The 16,273-nt window shown below is 66.1% G+C and carries 13 protein-coding genes; 8 read left to right on the top strand and 5 right to left on the bottom strand.

The window, feature by feature from the left end:
• Positions 1 to 168: 168 nt before the first annotated feature.
• Positions 169 to 1,077, top strand: coding sequence for a DUF535 family protein (locus O3301_RS02695; RefSeq protein WP_289905011.1), 909 nt, complete (start codon positions 169 to 171; stop codon positions 1,075 to 1,077).
• Positions 1,078 to 1,214: 137 nt separating this feature from the next.
• Positions 1,215 to 2,567: a serine hydrolase gene (locus O3301_RS02690; RefSeq protein WP_305055452.1), complete on the top strand. Its 1,353-nt coding sequence runs from the start codon at positions 1,215 to 1,217 to the stop codon at positions 2,565 to 2,567.
• A gap of 3 nt (positions 2,568 to 2,570) precedes the next feature.
• Here O3301_RS02690 and O3301_RS02685 read toward each other — a convergent pair whose 3' ends face one another.
• The 3 genes from O3301_RS02685 to O3301_RS02675 all read right to left on the bottom strand — a co-directional run bounded on the left by O3301_RS02685 (position 2,571) and on the right by O3301_RS02675 (position 6,078).
• Positions 2,571 to 2,924, bottom strand: a complete 354-nt coding sequence (locus O3301_RS02685) for a hypothetical protein (RefSeq protein WP_289914959.1) — start codon at positions 2,922 to 2,924, stop codon at positions 2,571 to 2,573.
• On the bottom strand, positions 2,921 to 4,489 hold the full coding sequence (locus O3301_RS02680; RefSeq protein ID WP_305055451.1) for an EAL domain-containing protein: 1,569 nt from the start codon (positions 4,487 to 4,489) through the stop codon (positions 2,921 to 2,923). Before O3301_RS02680 ends, O3301_RS02685 begins: the two co-directional genes overlap by 4 nt.
• 92 nt (positions 4,490 to 4,581) lie before the next feature.
• The gene (locus O3301_RS02675; protein ID WP_369812163.1) at positions 4,582 to 6,078 is read right to left on the bottom strand and encodes an MFS transporter; all 1,497 of its coding nucleotides are present in this window, start codon (positions 6,076 to 6,078) and stop codon (positions 4,582 to 4,584) included.
• An 84-nt stretch (positions 6,079 to 6,162) separates the two neighbouring features.
• Between O3301_RS02675 and O3301_RS02670 the strand changes: the two genes are divergently transcribed.
• On the top strand, positions 6,163 to 7,038 hold the full coding sequence (locus O3301_RS02670; protein WP_305055450.1) for a LysR family transcriptional regulator: 876 nt from the start codon (positions 6,163 to 6,165) through the stop codon (positions 7,036 to 7,038).
• A 2-nt stretch (positions 7,039 to 7,040) separates the two neighbouring features.
• On the opposite strand, the gene O3301_RS02665 is transcribed toward O3301_RS02670, so the two are convergent.
• On the bottom strand, positions 7,041 to 7,610 hold the full coding sequence (locus O3301_RS02665) for an XRE family transcriptional regulator (RefSeq protein ID WP_305055449.1): 570 nt from the start codon (positions 7,608 to 7,610) through the stop codon (positions 7,041 to 7,043).
• An 80-nt stretch (positions 7,611 to 7,690) separates the two neighbouring features.
• Between O3301_RS02665 and O3301_RS02660 the strand changes: the two genes are divergently transcribed.
• Entirely contained in the window at positions 7,691 to 8,221 is a 531-nt protein-coding gene (locus O3301_RS02660; RefSeq protein WP_305055448.1) for a GNAT family N-acetyltransferase, read from the top strand.
• Between the two features lie 13 nt (positions 8,222 to 8,234).
• On the opposite strand, the gene O3301_RS02655 is transcribed toward O3301_RS02660, so the two are convergent.
• Positions 8,235 to 9,425 (bottom strand): low temperature requirement protein A, encoded by a 1,191-nt coding sequence (locus tag O3301_RS02655; RefSeq protein ID WP_305055447.1) that lies wholly within the window; start codon positions 9,423 to 9,425, stop codon positions 8,235 to 8,237.
• Positions 9,426 to 9,593: 168 nt separating this feature from the next.
• Between O3301_RS02655 and O3301_RS02650 the strand changes: the two genes are divergently transcribed.
• The 4 genes from O3301_RS02650 to O3301_RS02635 all read left to right on the top strand — a co-directional run bounded on the left by O3301_RS02650 (position 9,594) and on the right by O3301_RS02635 (position 16,232).
• A complete protein-coding gene (locus O3301_RS02650) occupies positions 9,594 to 10,052 on the top strand; it encodes a hypothetical protein (protein ID WP_289905018.1) in 459 nt (152 codons plus the stop codon).
• A gap of 460 nt (positions 10,053 to 10,512) precedes the next feature.
• Positions 10,513 to 10,890 (top strand): hypothetical protein, encoded by a 378-nt coding sequence (locus O3301_RS02645; RefSeq protein ID WP_251348792.1) that lies wholly within the window; start codon positions 10,513 to 10,515, stop codon positions 10,888 to 10,890.
• Positions 10,891 to 11,070: 180 nt separating this feature from the next.
• Positions 11,071 to 14,736 (top strand): hypothetical protein, encoded by a 3,666-nt coding sequence (locus tag O3301_RS02640; RefSeq protein WP_305055446.1) that lies wholly within the window; start codon positions 11,071 to 11,073, stop codon positions 14,734 to 14,736.
• The gene (locus O3301_RS02635) at positions 14,733 to 16,232 is read left to right on the top strand and encodes a hypothetical protein (RefSeq protein WP_305055445.1); all 1,500 of its coding nucleotides are present in this window, start codon (positions 14,733 to 14,735) and stop codon (positions 16,230 to 16,232) included. The genes O3301_RS02640 and O3301_RS02635 overlap by 4 nt, the downstream gene beginning before the upstream one ends.
• Positions 16,233 to 16,273: the final 41 nt, after the last annotated feature.

Genomic DNA, 16,273 nt, shown 5'->3' with positions numbered 1-16,273 from the left:
TGAAGGTGCCGCGAGCATAACCGTCCATATTGCCAGAAGGCAAATGTTTAGTTGCCATCCTCTAAAGCCCGCTTGCGTGGCTTCTTAATAGGAAATTCACCTGGCCCGCGTAGCATTCAGATTGGCAAGGCTCTCATTGTGCAGCGCCTGCCCTTTTCCGGCTGAATCATGAATGACATCGCTTTACCCCTGCACCACGGCGCCGCCGTGCCACACCCCGCCAGCGGCCACCGCTTGAAAGCGGCGCTGGGCGCCCTCTTCTTTCCCCGCCAGCGCACGCGCTGGCAAGCTTTCCTGGGCAGCATGCCCGGCCTGAATTCGCTGGCGCAGCTGCATCCTTGCTTGCGCTTCAAGATTTACCGCCCTTACGCGTCGCGCCGGCTCGGTTGCGCGGACAGACTGGCCTTGCTGGAAGGGCATTACCGTTTCCTGTGGCAAGCGGGGGCGCGCGCCCTGGTCGAGCGGGCCGCGCGCCAGCCCGTGGTGCTGGCCGCGTTCGAAGGCAAGGATGGGGCGCTGTACCGCTTGCAGCTGACGGCCATCCACGACAGCTACCGCGAAGGCGAACTGTGCCTGCGCCTGACGCGCGACGGCCAGCCGTTCTACCTGGCCAGCTTCCTGTTCCTGCCGCGCGCCGATGGCGTGTCCCTGCAACTGGGCGCGCTGCAAGGCTTGCGCTCGGAAGCGGGCGCGCAAGCCGTGAAGGCGGCCACGCGGGCGCTGCACGGTTGCCGCCCGAAAAACCTGATGGTGACGGCCCTGCGCGATTTCGGCGATTTTTTTGCCTGCAATAACCTGTTTTTGATAAGCAATGACAACCGCATCGCCCTGAATGCGCGGCGCCGGCGCCATATCGCCGCCGATTACGACCTGGCGTGGCAGGAATTGCATGCCTTGCGCATGCGCGACGGTAATTATCACTTGCCCTGCGCGCCCTACCGGGCGCCCGACCTGGCCGACGTGCCATCGAAGAAACGCGCCGATGCGCGCCGGCGCGGTGAATTGCTGCAATGCATGTCTGCCGACATGCGCGCGCAGCTGGCGTGCCTGCTGGAAGCGCCGATGGCTGAACATTGAGCAAACGCAAGCCTTGCCATACCGGCAAACATAAAACTCAGGCAACCTTCATGTTGGGCCCGTATCCTTCACCAGGCATGCCAGCCACCTTCCCCATGCGCCGGCGTGCCTTCGATCCACTCTGGACAAGGTTACCCATGACACCCACTTTCGCCCTCCTCCCCCTTTGCCTCGCCGGCAGCGCTGCACTGGCCGCCCCCGCGCTGGACGACGCCGTGCGCCAGCGCGCGGAAGAACTCACGCGCACGGGCTTGCACGCCAGCATCGTCATCGCCGTGATCGAAGGCAAGGACAGCGCCGTGTATGGTTTTGGCAGCAGCCAGACAGGCAAGAGCGCCAAGCCTGGCGCCGACACCGTTTACCAGATCGGTTCCGTCACCAAGACCATGACGGCCTTGCTGCTGGCCAACGCCGTCGTCGATGGCAAGGTCAAGCTCGACGAGCCCGTGGCGGCCTTGTTGCCGGGCTATACCGTGCCTGCCTTCGATGGAAAAACGATCAGCCTGCTCGACCTGGCCACGCATTATTCCTCGCTGCCGCGCCTGCCCGACAACTTCGCGCCCAAGGACCCGGCCAATCCGTATGCCGATTACACGGAAGCGAAGCAGCGGCAGTTTCTCGCCGCCTACCACCTGCCGCGCGCGCCAGGCACGGCCTTTGACTACTCGAACATCGGCTACGCCGTGCTGGGCACGGCCCTGGCGGCCCAGGCCGGCACCAGCTATGAAGCGCTGCTGCAAAAGCGCATCGCCGTGCCGCTCGGCATGCGTTCCACCTCGAACAAGCCCACGCACGGCATGCTGGCGCGCCTGGCGCCCGGCCATCTGCTGTCGGGCGAAGCCACGCCCGCCTGGGATTTGAATGTGGTGGCGCCGGCCGGCGGCGTGTATTCCAGCGCGCGCGACATGGTCGCCTACCTGCAGGCATATATGTTCAAGCCGCTGCGCCCGTATGCACTGGCGATCCAGCCGCAGCGTCCGGTGGCGTCCGGCGACGACACGAAAATCGGCCTGTCCTGGCTGCTGGAACAGCGACAGGGCCAGGCCTACGCCTGGCACAGCGGCCAGACGGGCGGCTACAGCAGCTATGCGGCGTTCACGACGGACGGCAAGCGGGGCGTGGTGGTGCTGACGAATACGGCGCGCGACGTCGATGCACTGGGCTTGTCCACCTTGCTGCCCGGCACGCCCCTGCCGCCGTTGAAAAAGCCGCAAGCGGCCATCGACGTGCCGCGCGCCGCACTCGCCGAGTATGTAGGCGAGTATCCATTGGACAAGGATTTCACCTTGACGGTGAGCCTGGGCAAGCAAGGTCTGGAAGCGGCCGGCACGGGCATGGGATCCGCCCCCTTGTTTGCCAGCGCGAAAGACCAATTCTTCTTCCGCGCCATCGATGCGGAACTGGCGTTTACGCGCGATGCGGCGGGCAAGATCGCCAGCGCCGTGCTCAAGCAAAGCGGACAGGACACCGTCTTGCCGCGCAAACCGTAGCGATCAAGCTGCCGGGTCTTGCATGAATTGCTCGACCCGCGCGACAAACGCCGCCTTGCTGCGCGTGCGAAACTCGCCCAGGAAGGCGTCGCTGCCCTGCACGATCTTGCCGTCCCGGTCGTATGCCACCTTGCCCATCTCCAGCACGAATTCGCCCTGCGGATCGTCTTCCGGCTCGAAGTGCGAATTGAAGCAGTAACCGCTGTCGCGGCAGCTGCCCCACAGCAGCAATGCGCTGCTGAACCATTCCATGGTGTCCGGGCCAGGCTCCACTTCGAACAGGGTGTTGACGGTGATGTGCCAGCCGCCCGGTACGCGCAGCGGCTGCAAGGGATAGGGAAAGCGTGGCGGTTTCATGGGGACGGCGGCGTGCGGCGCGTTTGATAAAAGGCAAGGAATTGCGCGGCCGGCAGCGCTTTGGCGAACAGCCAGCCCTGGCCGAATTCGACTTTGCGTTCCAGCAAATAATCGGCTTGCTGCTGCGTTTCGATGCCTTCTGCCACGATCAGCATGTTCAAGGTGCGGGCCATGGCGATGATGTGCGGCGTGACGCTGCTGGTGGCCGCGTCCGTGCCGATGGTGTCGACGAACGATTTGTCGATCTTCAAGGCGTCGAGCGGCAGGTTTTGCAGGCTCGACAGGCTGGAATAGCCGGTGCCGAAGTCGTCGATGGCCACGGCATGGCCGCGCGCCCGGGCCTTTTCGATGGTGGCGCGCGCCGCTTCCACGTTGATGAAGCCCCGTTCCGTCGCTTCCAGCCAGATCTGCTGCGCCTCGATGCCCGTGCCGGCCAATGCCCGCTCCAGCACGTCGAGCACGCGGCCCGTTTCGATATCGCTGGCGCACAGGTTGATGGCGATGTGCAATTCGCGGTCGGCCAGCAGCGCGGCGCGCATGTCGGCGATGACGCAATCGATCACCTGGTCGGTGATGGGCAAGATCAGATTGCCTTCCTCGGCCACGGGGATGAACAGGTCGGGCCGTATCATGCTGCCATCGGGACGGCGCCAGCGTATCAGCGCTTCGGCGCCCACGCACACGCCCGTGTCGAGGGCAATGATCGGTTGATAATGGACAAAGAATTCGCGCCGGTCGATGGCGATGCGCAACTCTCCCATCAGCGACAAACGGCGGCGCGACAGCCACACGACGATGCCGACGAGGAAGGCAGCCATCAGCAGGCCCAGCGGCAAGAGCAGCAGCTGCTCGCGCCGCAGCCTGTCGTTCAGCTTGCTGCGCGGTTCGATCATGACGGCCGTCAAGCCATCGCGGTACAGCATGGCATGGATGCTGCCGTCCGGCACGGCGCCGGCCGCCGCCGGCTGGCCGGCCAGCAAGGCTTGCACCAGCGCCGGGTCCGGATGGTGCAAGGTGTCGAGCACGCCCCGCTTGCCGATGGCCACGGCCATCTGGATGTCGCTGTCGACGATGACGTCGGAAAAGCGCACAGGATCGATCAGCACCTTGTAGGCGCGATACGACAGCCCCACCATGCGCTTGCCGCCGCTGACGACGGGGCGCAGGTCGAAATCGAGGCCCATGCCATTGTCCAGGGTAAAGTCGGCGGGCGTGACGGCGATGCGCTCTTCCTCGATGCCCGTGGACGTGCATTTGAGCAAGCCGTTTTCCACATAGCCGATATCGTCAATGCTGCGCGTGGTGATGGTGATGCGGCGCAATTGCTGGACATGGGCTTCCGAACACGGCGCCAGCTCCAGCGCATCGGCGCTGCGCAGGGCCATGCTGGCCGAGGCGATCGAACGGTGGGCGCGCTCGAGCGCGTAACCGGCCAGCAGGCGCAGGCGTTCCTGCTCGCCCTGCTCGGCCCGCACGGACGACAGGTAAAATGCCAGGCTCAGGGGAGCGGCCACGCCGATGACGGCCACCAGTACGCTGGTGATGATGATGCGTTTTCTGCGCATGTGATTACCTGCGGTAGTTATATGAATGCCATGTATTTCCTGATGGCATCATATTACAAGCAGAGGCCGCGCACGCAGAACTTGCTGAACAGTTACACTTTTTCCAGCGGCCTTGCCAGCACGAAGACCAGCGCCGCCACCACGGCCGCGAGGCCGCCAGCCAGGTACAGCACGCTGGCAAAGCCGTCGATGAAGGCGTGGCGCGCCGCTTCCTGCGCCACGGCTTGCAGGGCGGGCGGCAGCTGGCCGAAGGCGTCGGATGCGTTGCCGGCGACGATGCGCCCGATCATTTCCGGCGAAGCCTTCAAGCCGTGCAGCCACGCCAGTTGCTCGAACGAGGCGGCCGTGCGCATGGCCAGCACGGCGCCCAGCGCGCCCACGGCCAGCACGATGCCGACGAAGCGCGTGGTGGTGCTGATGCCGGAGCCCATGCCCGTGCGTTCGCGGGGGATGCAGGCGAGGATGGCCTTTTGCGTGGTGCCGTTGAGCAATCCCGCCCCCGCCCCCGTGACGACCATGCCGGCAGCCACCCAGCCATACTGCAGGCTGGCGGCGGCAAAGGCCGTGGCCACGTTGCCCGCGGCGACGACCAGCAGCCCCGTCACGAGGATGCCGCGGTCGTCCAGGTAATGCATGGCGCGCGGCGCCAGGCGCGACAGCACGACCATGGCGACGGCAAACGGCAGCATGGCGCAGCCGGCCAGCACGGCGGAAAAGCCGAAGGCGTTCTGCAGATACAGCGGTAAAAAGGTCATCATCACTTGCGCGGCGATGGCGTAGCCGAACATGCCCAGCACGGCGCCGACGAACACGCGCCGGCCAAACAGGGATAAATCGACCAAGGGCGCGCGCTGGCGCCGCTCCGCCAGCACGAACACCAGCAGCAGCGCCGCGCCCGCCAGGAAGCGCAGCAGGGTGGCGCGGCTGGACCAGCCCGCCACGCTGGCGTCGATCAAGCCCCAGATGATGCAGAACAGGCCGGCGGAAAACAGCAGCGCGCCAGCCGGGTCGAAGCTGGCGTTGGATGCATCCTTCGATTCATCCACGTGCCTGCTAACCAGCCACATCAAGATGGCCACGACGGGCAGGTTCAGGTAGAAAATCCAGCGCCAGTTGATGGCGCTCGTGATCAGGCCGCCCAGCAGCGGCGCCACCGTCATGGCCACGCCCATGGCTGCGCCCCACACGGACCAGGCGCGCGCCCGCTCCTTTTCCGCATGAAACGTGTGGCCGATGACGGCCAGCGCGGAGGTGAGCAGCAGCGCGGCGCCGAGTCCCTTGACGGCGCGCGCCACGTTGAGCACGAACGGCGTCCACGCCAGGCCGCACAGCAGGGACGCCAGCGCGAACACAGCCAGGCCAAACAGCATCACCCTGCGCCGTCCCAGACGGTCGGCGATGCTGCCGGCTGGCAACAGGAACGAGGCGAACGCCAGCATGTAGGCGCTGACCACCCATTCCACGTCGACGAAGTTGGCGTTGAGCGAGCGGGCGATCGACGGCAGGGAAACGGCCACCACGTTGGTGTCGAGCATGATCAGCGCGCACACGCCCGAGCACGTATATAAGGTCCAGTTGGTATTCTTCATGCCCCGATTGTAAGCACGCTTGTATTATTTCCTGTTATAAGATGATCGCCTTATAATTCACCCATGGTGAATACAGAAAAAGACATGGAATTGCGGCATTTCCGCTGCGTGCTGGCCGTCGCGCACAGCCTGCACTTCGCGCGTGCCGCCGCGGAACTCGGCATTTCGCCGCCCGCGCTGACCAAGCAGGTGCAGGAAACGGAAAGCTTGCTCGGCACGCGCCTGTTCCAGCGCAGCAAGCGCGCCGTGGCCCTGACGGCGGCCGGCGAATTGTTCGTCATCGAAGCCACCCGCGCGCTGGGGCAGCTGGCGCAGGCGCAGGAAGTGGCGCGGCGGGCGGGACGGGGCGAGCTGGGACGGCTGGAAGTCGGCTATGTGGCCTCGGCCGCCTACTCAGGCGTGCTGCAGGACCAGTTCGCCCGCTTTCGCGCCAGCCACCCCGGCATCCACATCGGTGCGCGCGAATACGCGATGGATGCCCTGCCCGGCTTGCTGGACCAGGGCCGGGTGGACCTGGCGTTCGTGCGCCCGCCCCTGCACTTGCCGGATGGACTCGACAGCGTGGTCTTGCTGCGCGACCGCTTCGTGCTGGCCGTGCAAGCGGACAGCCCGCTTGCCCGCCTCGGCGTGGCGGGGCCGGCCGCGCTGGCGCAACAGGCGTTCATCGTGCCGGAACAGGAATTGGGAACCCTGGAAGCGAGCCGGCGCGGCGGCTTTGCGGCCCAGGTGGTGTCGCGCCCGGGCAGCCTGGTGGCCGTGCTGACGGAAGTGTCGCTGGGCGTGGGCTGCGCCATCGTGCCCCACTCGGTGATGGCCAGCGTGCAATTGCCCGGCGTCGTATTCCGCGAGCTGGAAGGGCCGCAGATCAGCTCGGAAATCGCCGTGGCCTTCCGCCGCCACGAACAGGCGCCCGCCGCGCGCGCCTTCATCGCCCAGCTACGCGCGGCGGCGCTGACTTAAGGTCAAACGCCCTTCAATACGGCCACGGCGTAGGTGCAGGCCGTGGCCGTTTCATTCCTGAACACGCAGTCGGCCGGCGGGCCCAGTTCCAGGCAGTCGCCCTCGTCCAGCACGTGGCGGGTCTCCCCTTCGAGGAAGACGAGGCTGCCGCTGAGCGACCAGATGAGTTGCCGCCGCGACGCGTAGGCGGCGGCCGGCATGGCCACCACGGCGCCGGGCGGCAAGGTAATATGCACGAGGTCGAGCGGCATGTCGGACGCGGGCGACACGTGGCGCCGCACATAGCCGCTCTGCGGGTCGATCCACACGGGCTGGTCGACCTGGCGCAGCAAGCGCCCTGCGCGCATTTCGGCGCGGGCGATCAATTCGGACATGCTCAGGTCGAAGGCGCCCGACAGGCGCGCCAGCAAGGTGGCCGTGGGGCTGCAATCGCCACGCTCCACCTTGTGCACCATCGCGCGCGACACGCCAGAGCGGGCCGCCAGCTCCGTCAGCGACCAGCCCAGGCTTTCCCGCTCGAGACGCACCCTGGCGCCGATGCGCTGGTTCAATTCGTCTGGTTTAGTGGACATAATCAGGATTTATTGGACAAAAGCGTGGGCGGCAATCTATGATTTGTCCATTATAGTAGACGCCTAGCAAGGAGAGCAACATGCAGATACGCGATGCCCACGCGGGCGACATCGAGGCCATCACGGCCATCTACAACGATGCCATCAGCAATACCCTGGCCATCTGGAATGAACGGACGGTCGATGCGGCCAACCGTGCCGCCTGGCTGGCCGACCGCGAAAAGGCCGGCTATCCCGTGCTCGTCGCCATCGATGCGGAAGAAAATGTGGCCGGCTACGCCTCGTTCGGCGACTGGCGCCCGTTCGAAGGTTTTCGGCATACGGTCGAGCATTCCGTGTACGTGCGCGCCGATCGGCGCGGCGCCGGGGTCGGCAAGGCCTTGATGGGGGAATTGATCGCGCGGGCGCGCGGCTTGGGCAAGCACGTGATGGTGGCGGGCATCGAAGCGGGCAATGCCGGCTCGATCGCCTTGCACAAGCAGCTGGGTTTCGAAGAGGTGGGATTGATGCGCCAGGTGGGCACCAAGTTCGGCGCCTGGCTGGACCTGGCGTTCCTGCAGCTGCAACTCGATACGCGCAGCGATCCGGACGGCGTCGCGCCGCCCGGTTGAGGTCAAACAAATATCAAGGATCAATATCCGGCGGCGGGCGACGCAGCGCCATATGTTCCCACACGGCCACCAATACCAGCACGCAGCTGGTGATGCAGGCCAGGGTCAGGGGCGAATACAGCCGGCCATACGCCATCGGGATCAGCGCCAGGATGATCAAGATGCCCAGCAGGTGCGACAGCGGCGGCGTGGCGCGGTCGTTGCTGACCCATTTAAACAAGGCATTGCCCAGCAGATACAGGATCGGGCCGCCCAGCAAGGCGCTGATGCCGGCGAAGCTCGCTTCGTCCGGATGCACGAGGGCCAGTTCGTCGGCCACGGCGGAAACGATCACGCCGCCCACGATCAGCACGTGGATATACGTGTAAGCCTTGCGGGCGATGCGGCCCGGATCCTTCGAGTGGGCAATGCGGTGGTGGCCCGCCTCGGCGCCCGTGTCGAAATAGATCCACCACATGGCGATGCTGCCGACCAGGGCCGACAGGAATCCCAGCCAGTTGGCGGCCGTCCATTCCAGGCCGGCGAAGGTGGCGCCCGTCACCAGCAGCGATTCGCCCAGGGCGATGATGACGAACAGCGCGCAGCGCTCGGCCATGTGGCCGCCGTCGACATCCCAGTCGGCCGTCGAGGAACGGCCCAGGCCCGGCATGCCGAACTGCATCCAGGGACCGGCCAGGTCGATCAACAGGGCCGCGCCCCACCAGAAGATGCGCTGCTCGGGCGACGCGATGCCGCCGGCGATCCAGAATATGCCGGATAGCACGGCCCACAGGGCGATGCGCTGGAAATTGCGGCGGCGCGACAGTTCTTCATGGCGCACGGCCCACCAGGCGAACAGGGGCCGGCCCACCTGCATGGCGACGTAGGCGCCCGCAAAACCGAGGCCCCGCGTGCCGAACGCTTCGGGAATCGAGGCGGACATGAGCAAGCCGCCCAGCATCATGGCGAACAGGCTGATGCGTACGGGGATGCGTTCGGGATCGAGCCAGTTGGTGATCCACGAGGTAAAAATCCACACCCACCAGACGGCCATCAACAGCAGGCCCGTCTGCAGCCAGCCCATGGCGCTCAGGTGCGCCAGCAAGCCGTGCGACAGTTGCGTGACGGCAAATACGAACACGAGGTCGAAGAACAGCTCGATCATGCCCACCTTGCCGCTGTCCTGCACGCCGCGCTGGCGCAGCAGGGAAATGCGATTATTCATTTTTTTCCTTGCATAAATACCGGACCGGCGCCCGCGGCGCTGGCCAAAACGGCACGATGATAGCAGATGGGGCTGGCGGCCATGGCGACGCCCTGCGGTCGGCATGCGTTTGCTCTTCCGGCCGAATTTCGTTACGATGGGTCGCATGCGCGGGACACCACCTCCACCATGTATCAGCTGAACTGGCGCGGCCCCTGGCTCGCTGCCGTGCTGCTGCTATCGCTCGGTGGCGACGCCCCGGCGCTGGCGCGCCAGCTGGCCGAACCGGCCCCCGCGTGCCGGGCGCCGCAAACCATGGCGCTGACGGTCAACAGCGACGCCATCGCCACGGCCAGCAACGATATCAATGACAACACCCTGGTGGCGCTGCGCGCCAACGGCACCGCGTACTGGACGGTTTTATTGTCGACAGCGAATATCCTGCTGCAGCTGGGCGCCGACCGCGGCGATACCATCGTGACGTTCCAGAAAGGACTGACCCTGCGTTTCCAGGCGCTCGGTCCGCAGCAATATCAAATCCTCATCGATGGCCCCATCCTCGATGACGGCACGCAATACACGCTGACTGGCAAGGTGGTAGCCGTTTTTGAACGCTGTCCGGCCCCGCCCGCGCCGGCCGCGCAATAAAGCCGCACAGGCCATCTATTTAAATCAATAAACCGTTTATATTCAATTGCATTTCCTATCCCGCTTGCCTGCCGCCGCGCAAAATGGCCGGCGGCGCATTCCCGCACCGCGTCCGGAAGCCGCATTATTCTTGCCTTCGCGACAATTCGAGAGAATCGCGCAAAAAAATAGGCATAGAATCGCTACTCGTCATGCGCAAGAGCCGGCATGGTTATATTACGAATAGCCGGAAACTACTTTTTTGAATAAGCAAATAAGAAAAATATTAATCAATTCCGGATTGATTAATATCAAATGTCTTGTCTTTATTTGAAATTGCGTATTGTCCCGCCATATTTTTATGGCATGGTCGCAAAGCCGTCGCTATACCGTTTCTACCGACTTACCCAACTGCCCCGAACCTGTCGGCCACGGGGCGCCCACCGCAAGTGCAGGCCGATATCACCTCATGGAGAATGTCATGTCTAACTTACCTCGCGTCGAAGTCACCAACCATACGCTGGCCTCCGGCCAAAGCGTCACCACCAACACCACGCCGAACAGCATCGCGCTGTCCATCGCCAGCGGCGACAGCAACAACCAGACCGGCATCGCCTTCCAGTTCCAGGGCCGCACCACGTACTGGAATCCCAGCGTCACCACGGGTTTTACCACGGCCAAGCTGGCCAGCGACACGGGCAACGGCGTCGTCACGTGGAAAGCCGGCCTGACGGTCACCTACTCGCCGCAAAGCACGGGCCTGTATAACGTGCTGCTCTCCGGCGACATCGTCGACAGCGGCACCTTGTATAGCTACACGGGCTTCGTGCTGGCCACCTTTACCTCCAACTCGCAGTAAGCGGCGGTTCCGCGCCCGCCTGCGGGCGGGCGCTCCGGATGGCCGCCCGCCACCGCATCCAGGCAAGCCGCCTGGCCATCCGACGCCCTTCCGAGCCCACCCGTTGTAAACGATTGCGTTGCCGCGCGGCAGCCATGCCGCCGCATCGCAGCCCGAGTCGCGTCTTGAGTGGAGGTTGTCATGGGTTTCAGTTTCGTCGCCACCGATCCCGCCAGCAAGGTCAGCCTGTATGAATCGCCGCCGCAGGCGGAGCATGCGTGGGCCGGCTACCTGCTGCCGCCCGTCGCGCCGCCGGCCACGCCCCCGGACAGCATCAGCTATGCCGACAGCCTGTCGCCGCAGCGCATGGGCAGCTACGTGTTTGCCAGCGCCCGTCCGGCGGCGCTGGACGCGGCGCCCGGCCCCTTCATCGCCGCCCTCGTCGCGTATATCGACCGGCAGTCATCGGCGCCGGGACTGAACCTGAACGCGCTGCTGTGGCTGCGCGACACCGATGCAGCGCCGACTGATTCCTTCAAGAGCTACGGCTGCAGCTACACCTATAACCAGCTGACCAAGGGCTTTGCCACCAGCACCAACGTCAATTTCCGCCTGGGACAGGACCTGCTGTTCAACGTGCTGTCCGGCGTCGGCCTGTCCATCGACGCCGCCAGCGGCAGTCTGCGGCTGGCCGCGCCGCTGGCTACGCCGCCGGCGCTGGCCTTCCAGCGCAATGCCAGCGATATCGGCATACGCGTCACGGGCAGCGGCAGCACGATCCGCACGTTCGTGCCTTTGGCGGGCGCGAATGCGGGCTGCCTGACGTTTACGGCCACCGTCAACCCTCCCGTCACCTTCGGCCCAAGCGGCCTGGCCGTCGGCTTCCCCATGACCGCGCGCGACACGGCCAGCGGCCAGCTGCAGCAGCTGCTCTACCCGGCGCTGAGCGCGCCTGCCAAGCTGTCGGCCAGCCTGGCCTGGGTCGGCACGGTCGACCCGCTCGATCCCTACAATCAGAAGCTGTCCGCCAAGGCGAGGCTGGAAGGCGTATTGCGCTGCGGCTTGCTGCCGGCCGACCGGCCCGCCTTGCCGTCCACCTACCGCACGGCGCTGGGCCATGCGACGATCTTGCGGCCGCTGGGCGCCGCCAGCGGGCAGCCGCCCGTGATCGGCCTACAGTCGGGCGCCCTGGCCTTCGGCTGCGCCGCGCAGTCGCCTTCCCAGCCCGCCACCAGCAAGGCCCTGCTGACGCCGGCCGGGCGCTTCGCCCTGAGCGCCATCGGCCAGGCTGACGGGGCGCAGACAAACTTGTTATGCGGCATCTTCGGCTCTGAACAGCTGAGCATGACCACCTATGATGGCGCCGCGCCGGAGAATGACAGCCTGCTGTTCGTGCCCGCCTCGCCCGCCTACGCGTCCGTCTTTCCGTTCCAGGCAGCGACCCTGGACTTGCCCGATTCCGGTAACGTGGCCACGCCGCTGACGGCCGATTACCTCAGTTGCTGGGCCAGCGTGCTCAAGGGCGGCGCGGCCATGCCGCAATACCATGCGGAGCCGGCGGGCAGTCCAATGTACGGTCTGCCGCCGGCCGCCCGAGCCGCCGCCTTGCTGCGCGCCGTGGCCGCCGATACCGTGCTCGCCTCGACCCCGCCCTCGCTGCCCGTGCCGCAGGGCGCCGCGCACGCCTTTCCCCTGCTGCCGTATGGAGGCGCCGTCAGCGGCGGCCCGCTGGATGTCAGCGCCGCCCTGTTGTCGAGCTTTGAAAGCAGCATCGTGGCCGCCACCCGCAAGGCCGTCATTTCCAGCGGCGCCAGCGCCACCTGGCATGCGCGTGCGGCCGCCAGCCGCCGCGTGCGCGGACTGGCCGCCGGCGACGCGGTGGCGGAAGCGCCGCACTACCGCACCACGCCGCAGGGAGCGGTCGCCACCGTGTCCAGCCAGGCGCAGGACCAGGACGCCTTCCTGTCAGTGACCCTGGGTCAGACCCTGGGCGGCGGCCAGGTCTTGCCGTTCGGCTTCCGCTTCCCGGACGCGACCTTGCAGGATGCCTTGCAGACCAACCAGCTGTTCCTCGTGGCCGTCAACGCGGCCCACCTGTCGGACGGCGCCGCGCACTTCGACAATACCGTGGGCATCGCGGGCTGGACCATGCAAGCGCAGGTGGGCGTCGGCGTGACGCCCACGTCCTACCGCAACGTGATGCTGCTCAAGTATTGCAGCGGCAGCGTCAGGGAACGCGTCGCCAATCCGAACGCCTGGTCGGGCGCGCCCGATTTTTCGCTGGCCGCCGACGCCGGCCCCGACGTCCAGGGCATCGCCTACACGGGGCTGTCGCAATGGCTGCAGGATGTCATCGAAGCGGCCGAGGTGCTGGCGGCGGACAAGCCCGAATCGCCGTACCGGCATTTCCTGGAACTGGTCAGCGATCCCACCTGGACGGGCGTGCTGGTGCTGCAGGCGGACCTGGATCCGTCCAGTCTGCCGCCCGGCCTGCAAGGCATCGCGGCCGGCCTCGACCTGACGCGCTTCATCGCCCACCATTTCGGCTTCACGGCCAGCCGCGTGACGGTGCATGGCGACGGCAGCATCACCCTCAACGGCAATTCCAGCACCTTCGGCCTGGTCGACTACCAGGATCCGGCCTTCGCTGCCGGCCAGCGCAACGGCTTGCCGCCCGATACCCCCATCGCCCTGCCCGACACCGACAACTATGCATTCCGCGTGCTGCAATTGCAGGTGCTGTTCGACAATGCCGTCATCAAGACCTTCAAGAGCTACGTGCAGCTGGCCGTCAACGGCCTGCTCGGCTCGCGCGTGACGGCCACCACCTTCGGCGGCAATGCGATGCCGAACAACGGCGTGGTGCTCGACGGCAGCTATATCGACCAGAACGGCACCGGCATCTACATCTTCGAGCAAGCGACGCCGTCGATATTCAGCCTCGACAGCAACCTGCTGCGCCACGTGGCGTTCCAGCGCATCCAGTTCAACTGCCTGGGCACCACCGACGCGGGCGCGACCGTGCTGAACCGTTTTTCCGTCTGGGGCACGCTGGACTTCGCCAGCCTGGACGACCGCACGGGCGCCGTGCTGGACCTGCTGTCGTTCGGCGCGCTGGCGCCGGACCTGCCGCCGGACGGCGCAGGCCTGGCCTTTTCCAACCTGGTGATCGACATGCGCTATCCGCAGACGACGCCGTCGGCCGTGCGCTTCGACGAGGTGACGGCCAACCTGGCCTACGACCTCGACGCTAGCCAGGCCAGGCCGGACAGCCTGTTCAAGGGCTTCGGCCTGGAACTGTCGGGCTTTATCGCGGCCGCGGACGGGCAAAAGCCGGCCGATTTCGGCTTCCTGCCCGTCAGCACGGCGCTGAACCTGGGCACGCTCGACGGGCCATGGCACGGCATCGTGTACGACGTCACCATGGGCGGGCCGGGCGCGCTCGTCTCGGCCGCCGGCTTCCATTCGACCCTGCTGCTGGCCTGGTCGCCCGCCAGCACGGCCGACGACGACGAACAAGCCGTCTTCGTCGGCCTGTCGCTGCCCGGCGCGGCGCCGGGCGCCAGGCTGATCAGCCTGCAAGGCATCTTCAAGCTGGCCATCGACAATATCGGGCTGATGCGGCAAAAAGTGCCCGACGGCGACTCCTACTATTACTGCCTGCGGCTCGACAATATCGCCATCAAGTTCCTCGGCATTGCCAAGCTGCCGCCCGACGCGAACATCCAGTTCTTCCTGTTTGGCGACCCGAAGAATACGGGCAGCCTGGGCTGGTATGCCGCGTACATCGCCGATGCGGCCGCCCAGCAGGAGCAGGCACTGGCCGCGCTGCCATTGCCTGCCATTTCACTGGGGAGCGCAGCATGACCAACGTCGTGTACTGGAATATCGAGAACTTCGGCATCAACAAGGTCAACAATCCCAGCCGCAAGCGGCCCCGCTATGGCGAAGGCGGCCGCTGCGGCGGCAACCTGCCGGCCGTGGCCGCGCTGCAGCGCCGCAATCACATCCTGACCATCCTGCGCGCCACGCAGCCCGATATCTTCGTGTTGATCGAGGTGTCGGCCAGCGCGGCCGGCGCCGGCGACCTCGCGCCCGACACGGGCGGCTTGCAGGGCGCGATCTTCCTGCTGCAACAGTTGCGCACGGATCCCGCCGACCCCAACCGCGCTGCCTGGCGCATGGTGCCGCCGCTGAAAGTGGGCACGGGCGGGCGCACGGAATCGGTCGCCGTGCTGTACCGCGGCATATCGGGCACGGTTGGCACGCCCACGGAAGTGCGGCGCTATTTCACGGGGCCGAACGTGTGGACGGGCGGCGGCGTGTCGGCCGTGGCGGCCGGCGCCGTGCCCGCCGCCTACCCGGCCGGGGGCGCCGGCGCGCCCGACATCCAGGATTTGCTCAACCCGCAAGGCCAGCCGGCGCGCACCATCCCGGCCGGCGCGCAGTACAACGGCGGCCTGGCCGAGGGCATGGCGGCGGCGCGCATCGCCTTCGCCCCCGCGCCGGCGCCGGCCGTGCCGCCCGTCGTTGGCGGCCTGGTCAATTTCAACGGCTTGCGCCAGCCCTTCATGGTCACTTTCGTGGAAACCAACCGGACCGACGTCATCACGCGCAACCTGACCCTGTTTGCCGTGCATGCGCCGCCCAACCACGGCGGCGCCACCAATTTCATCAACATCTTGCTGCGCGGCGTGCTCGACGTGGCGGCGCCGCCCGCCGGCGCGCCGCACAATGAAGTCAAGCTGATCTGCGGCGACTTCAACCTGAACGCCATCTACGCGCAGCCGCCCGGCGCGGGCGGACGGACGACGGCTTACGACCAGTTGCGCGCGATCAACTACATACCGCTGCTGGACCCGCCGCCTGCCATGCCGGTGGCGCCGAACCTGACGCTGGACGCGTACCAGGGTTACCTGGCCACGCATATCCGCCCCAAGCGCACCAAGCAGCAGCTGACGCAGCAATCGCGCTTCCTGTGGTCCGACAATACGGCCGGCGGCGCGTTGGTGGCGGCGCCGTATCCCGGCTATAACTATATCGGCAGCGATATGGTGAGCAACTTTTTCTCGATCGACAATATGCTCGTCAACCCGCTGGTGGCGGCGAATAACTACCAGTTCACGGTGATGAACCCCGTGTCGGGCACGCCGTTCACGGTGGCGGGCGGCATGCCCCCGGGCGTACCCATCGGCACGCGCCCGCTGCCCGCGCAATTTCCGAACGTGCCTGCCGGCATGGCCTGGCCGCAATCGCCGGCGGCCGTGTATGCCGTAGGCCAGGCCCGCACCCTGAACGGCTGGGCCAATTACGGCTACCTGCGCAGCACCAGCGACCACCTGGCGCTGTTTGCCGTGCTGTAGACAGAGCGTCCGGGCGGGTGCGAGCGTCCGCCCCGGACATC

The sequence above is a fragment of the Janthinobacterium sp. SUN211 genome (assembly GCF_030587315.1).
In the GTDB taxonomy this organism is placed as follows: domain Bacteria; phylum Pseudomonadota; class Gammaproteobacteria; order Burkholderiales; family Burkholderiaceae_D; genus Janthinobacterium; species Janthinobacterium kumbetense.
The sequence above is the reverse complement of the archived record's forward strand: the minus strand, read 5'-3'. Positions and strand labels throughout refer to the sequence as shown.

What these genes read in the sequence shown, in the direction of transcription:
- O3301_RS02635 (WP_305055445.1), top strand. Translation starts at nt 14,733, where the DNA reads ATGACCAACGTCGTGTACTGGAATATCGAGAACTTCGGCATCAACAAG.
- O3301_RS02690 (WP_305055452.1), top strand. Translation starts at nt 1,215, where the DNA reads ATGACACCCACTTTCGCCCTCCTCCCCCTTTGCCTCGCCGGCAGCGCT.
- O3301_RS02670 (WP_305055450.1), top strand. Translation starts at nt 6,163, where the DNA reads ATGGAATTGCGGCATTTCCGCTGCGTGCTGGCCGTCGCGCACAGCCTG.
- O3301_RS02645 (WP_251348792.1), top strand. Translation starts at nt 10,513, where the DNA reads ATGTCTAACTTACCTCGCGTCGAAGTCACCAACCATACGCTGGCCTCC.
- O3301_RS02655 (WP_305055447.1), bottom strand. Translation starts at nt 9,425, where the DNA reads ATGAATAATCGCATTTCCCTGCTGCGCCAGCGCGGCGTGCAGGACAGC.
- O3301_RS02660 (WP_305055448.1), top strand. Translation starts at nt 7,691, where the DNA reads ATGCAGATACGCGATGCCCACGCGGGCGACATCGAGGCCATCACGGCC.
- O3301_RS02680 (WP_305055451.1), bottom strand. Translation starts at nt 4,489, where the DNA reads ATGCGCAGAAAACGCATCATCATCACCAGCGTACTGGTGGCCGTCATC.
- O3301_RS02685 (WP_289914959.1), bottom strand. Translation starts at nt 2,924, where the DNA reads ATGAAACCGCCACGCTTTCCCTATCCCTTGCAGCCGCTGCGCGTACCG.
- O3301_RS02665 (WP_305055449.1), bottom strand. Translation starts at nt 7,610, where the DNA reads ATGTCCACTAAACCAGACGAATTGAACCAGCGCATCGGCGCCAGGGTG.
- O3301_RS02675 (WP_369812163.1), bottom strand. Translation starts at nt 6,078, where the DNA reads ATGAAGAATACCAACTGGACCTTATATACGTGCTCGGGCGTGTGCGCG.
- O3301_RS02695 (WP_289905011.1), top strand. Translation starts at nt 169, where the DNA reads ATGAATGACATCGCTTTACCCCTGCACCACGGCGCCGCCGTGCCACAC.
- O3301_RS02650 (WP_289905018.1), top strand. Translation starts at nt 9,594, where the DNA reads ATGTATCAGCTGAACTGGCGCGGCCCCTGGCTCGCTGCCGTGCTGCTG.
- O3301_RS02640 (WP_305055446.1), top strand. Translation starts at nt 11,071, where the DNA reads ATGGGTTTCAGTTTCGTCGCCACCGATCCCGCCAGCAAGGTCAGCCTG.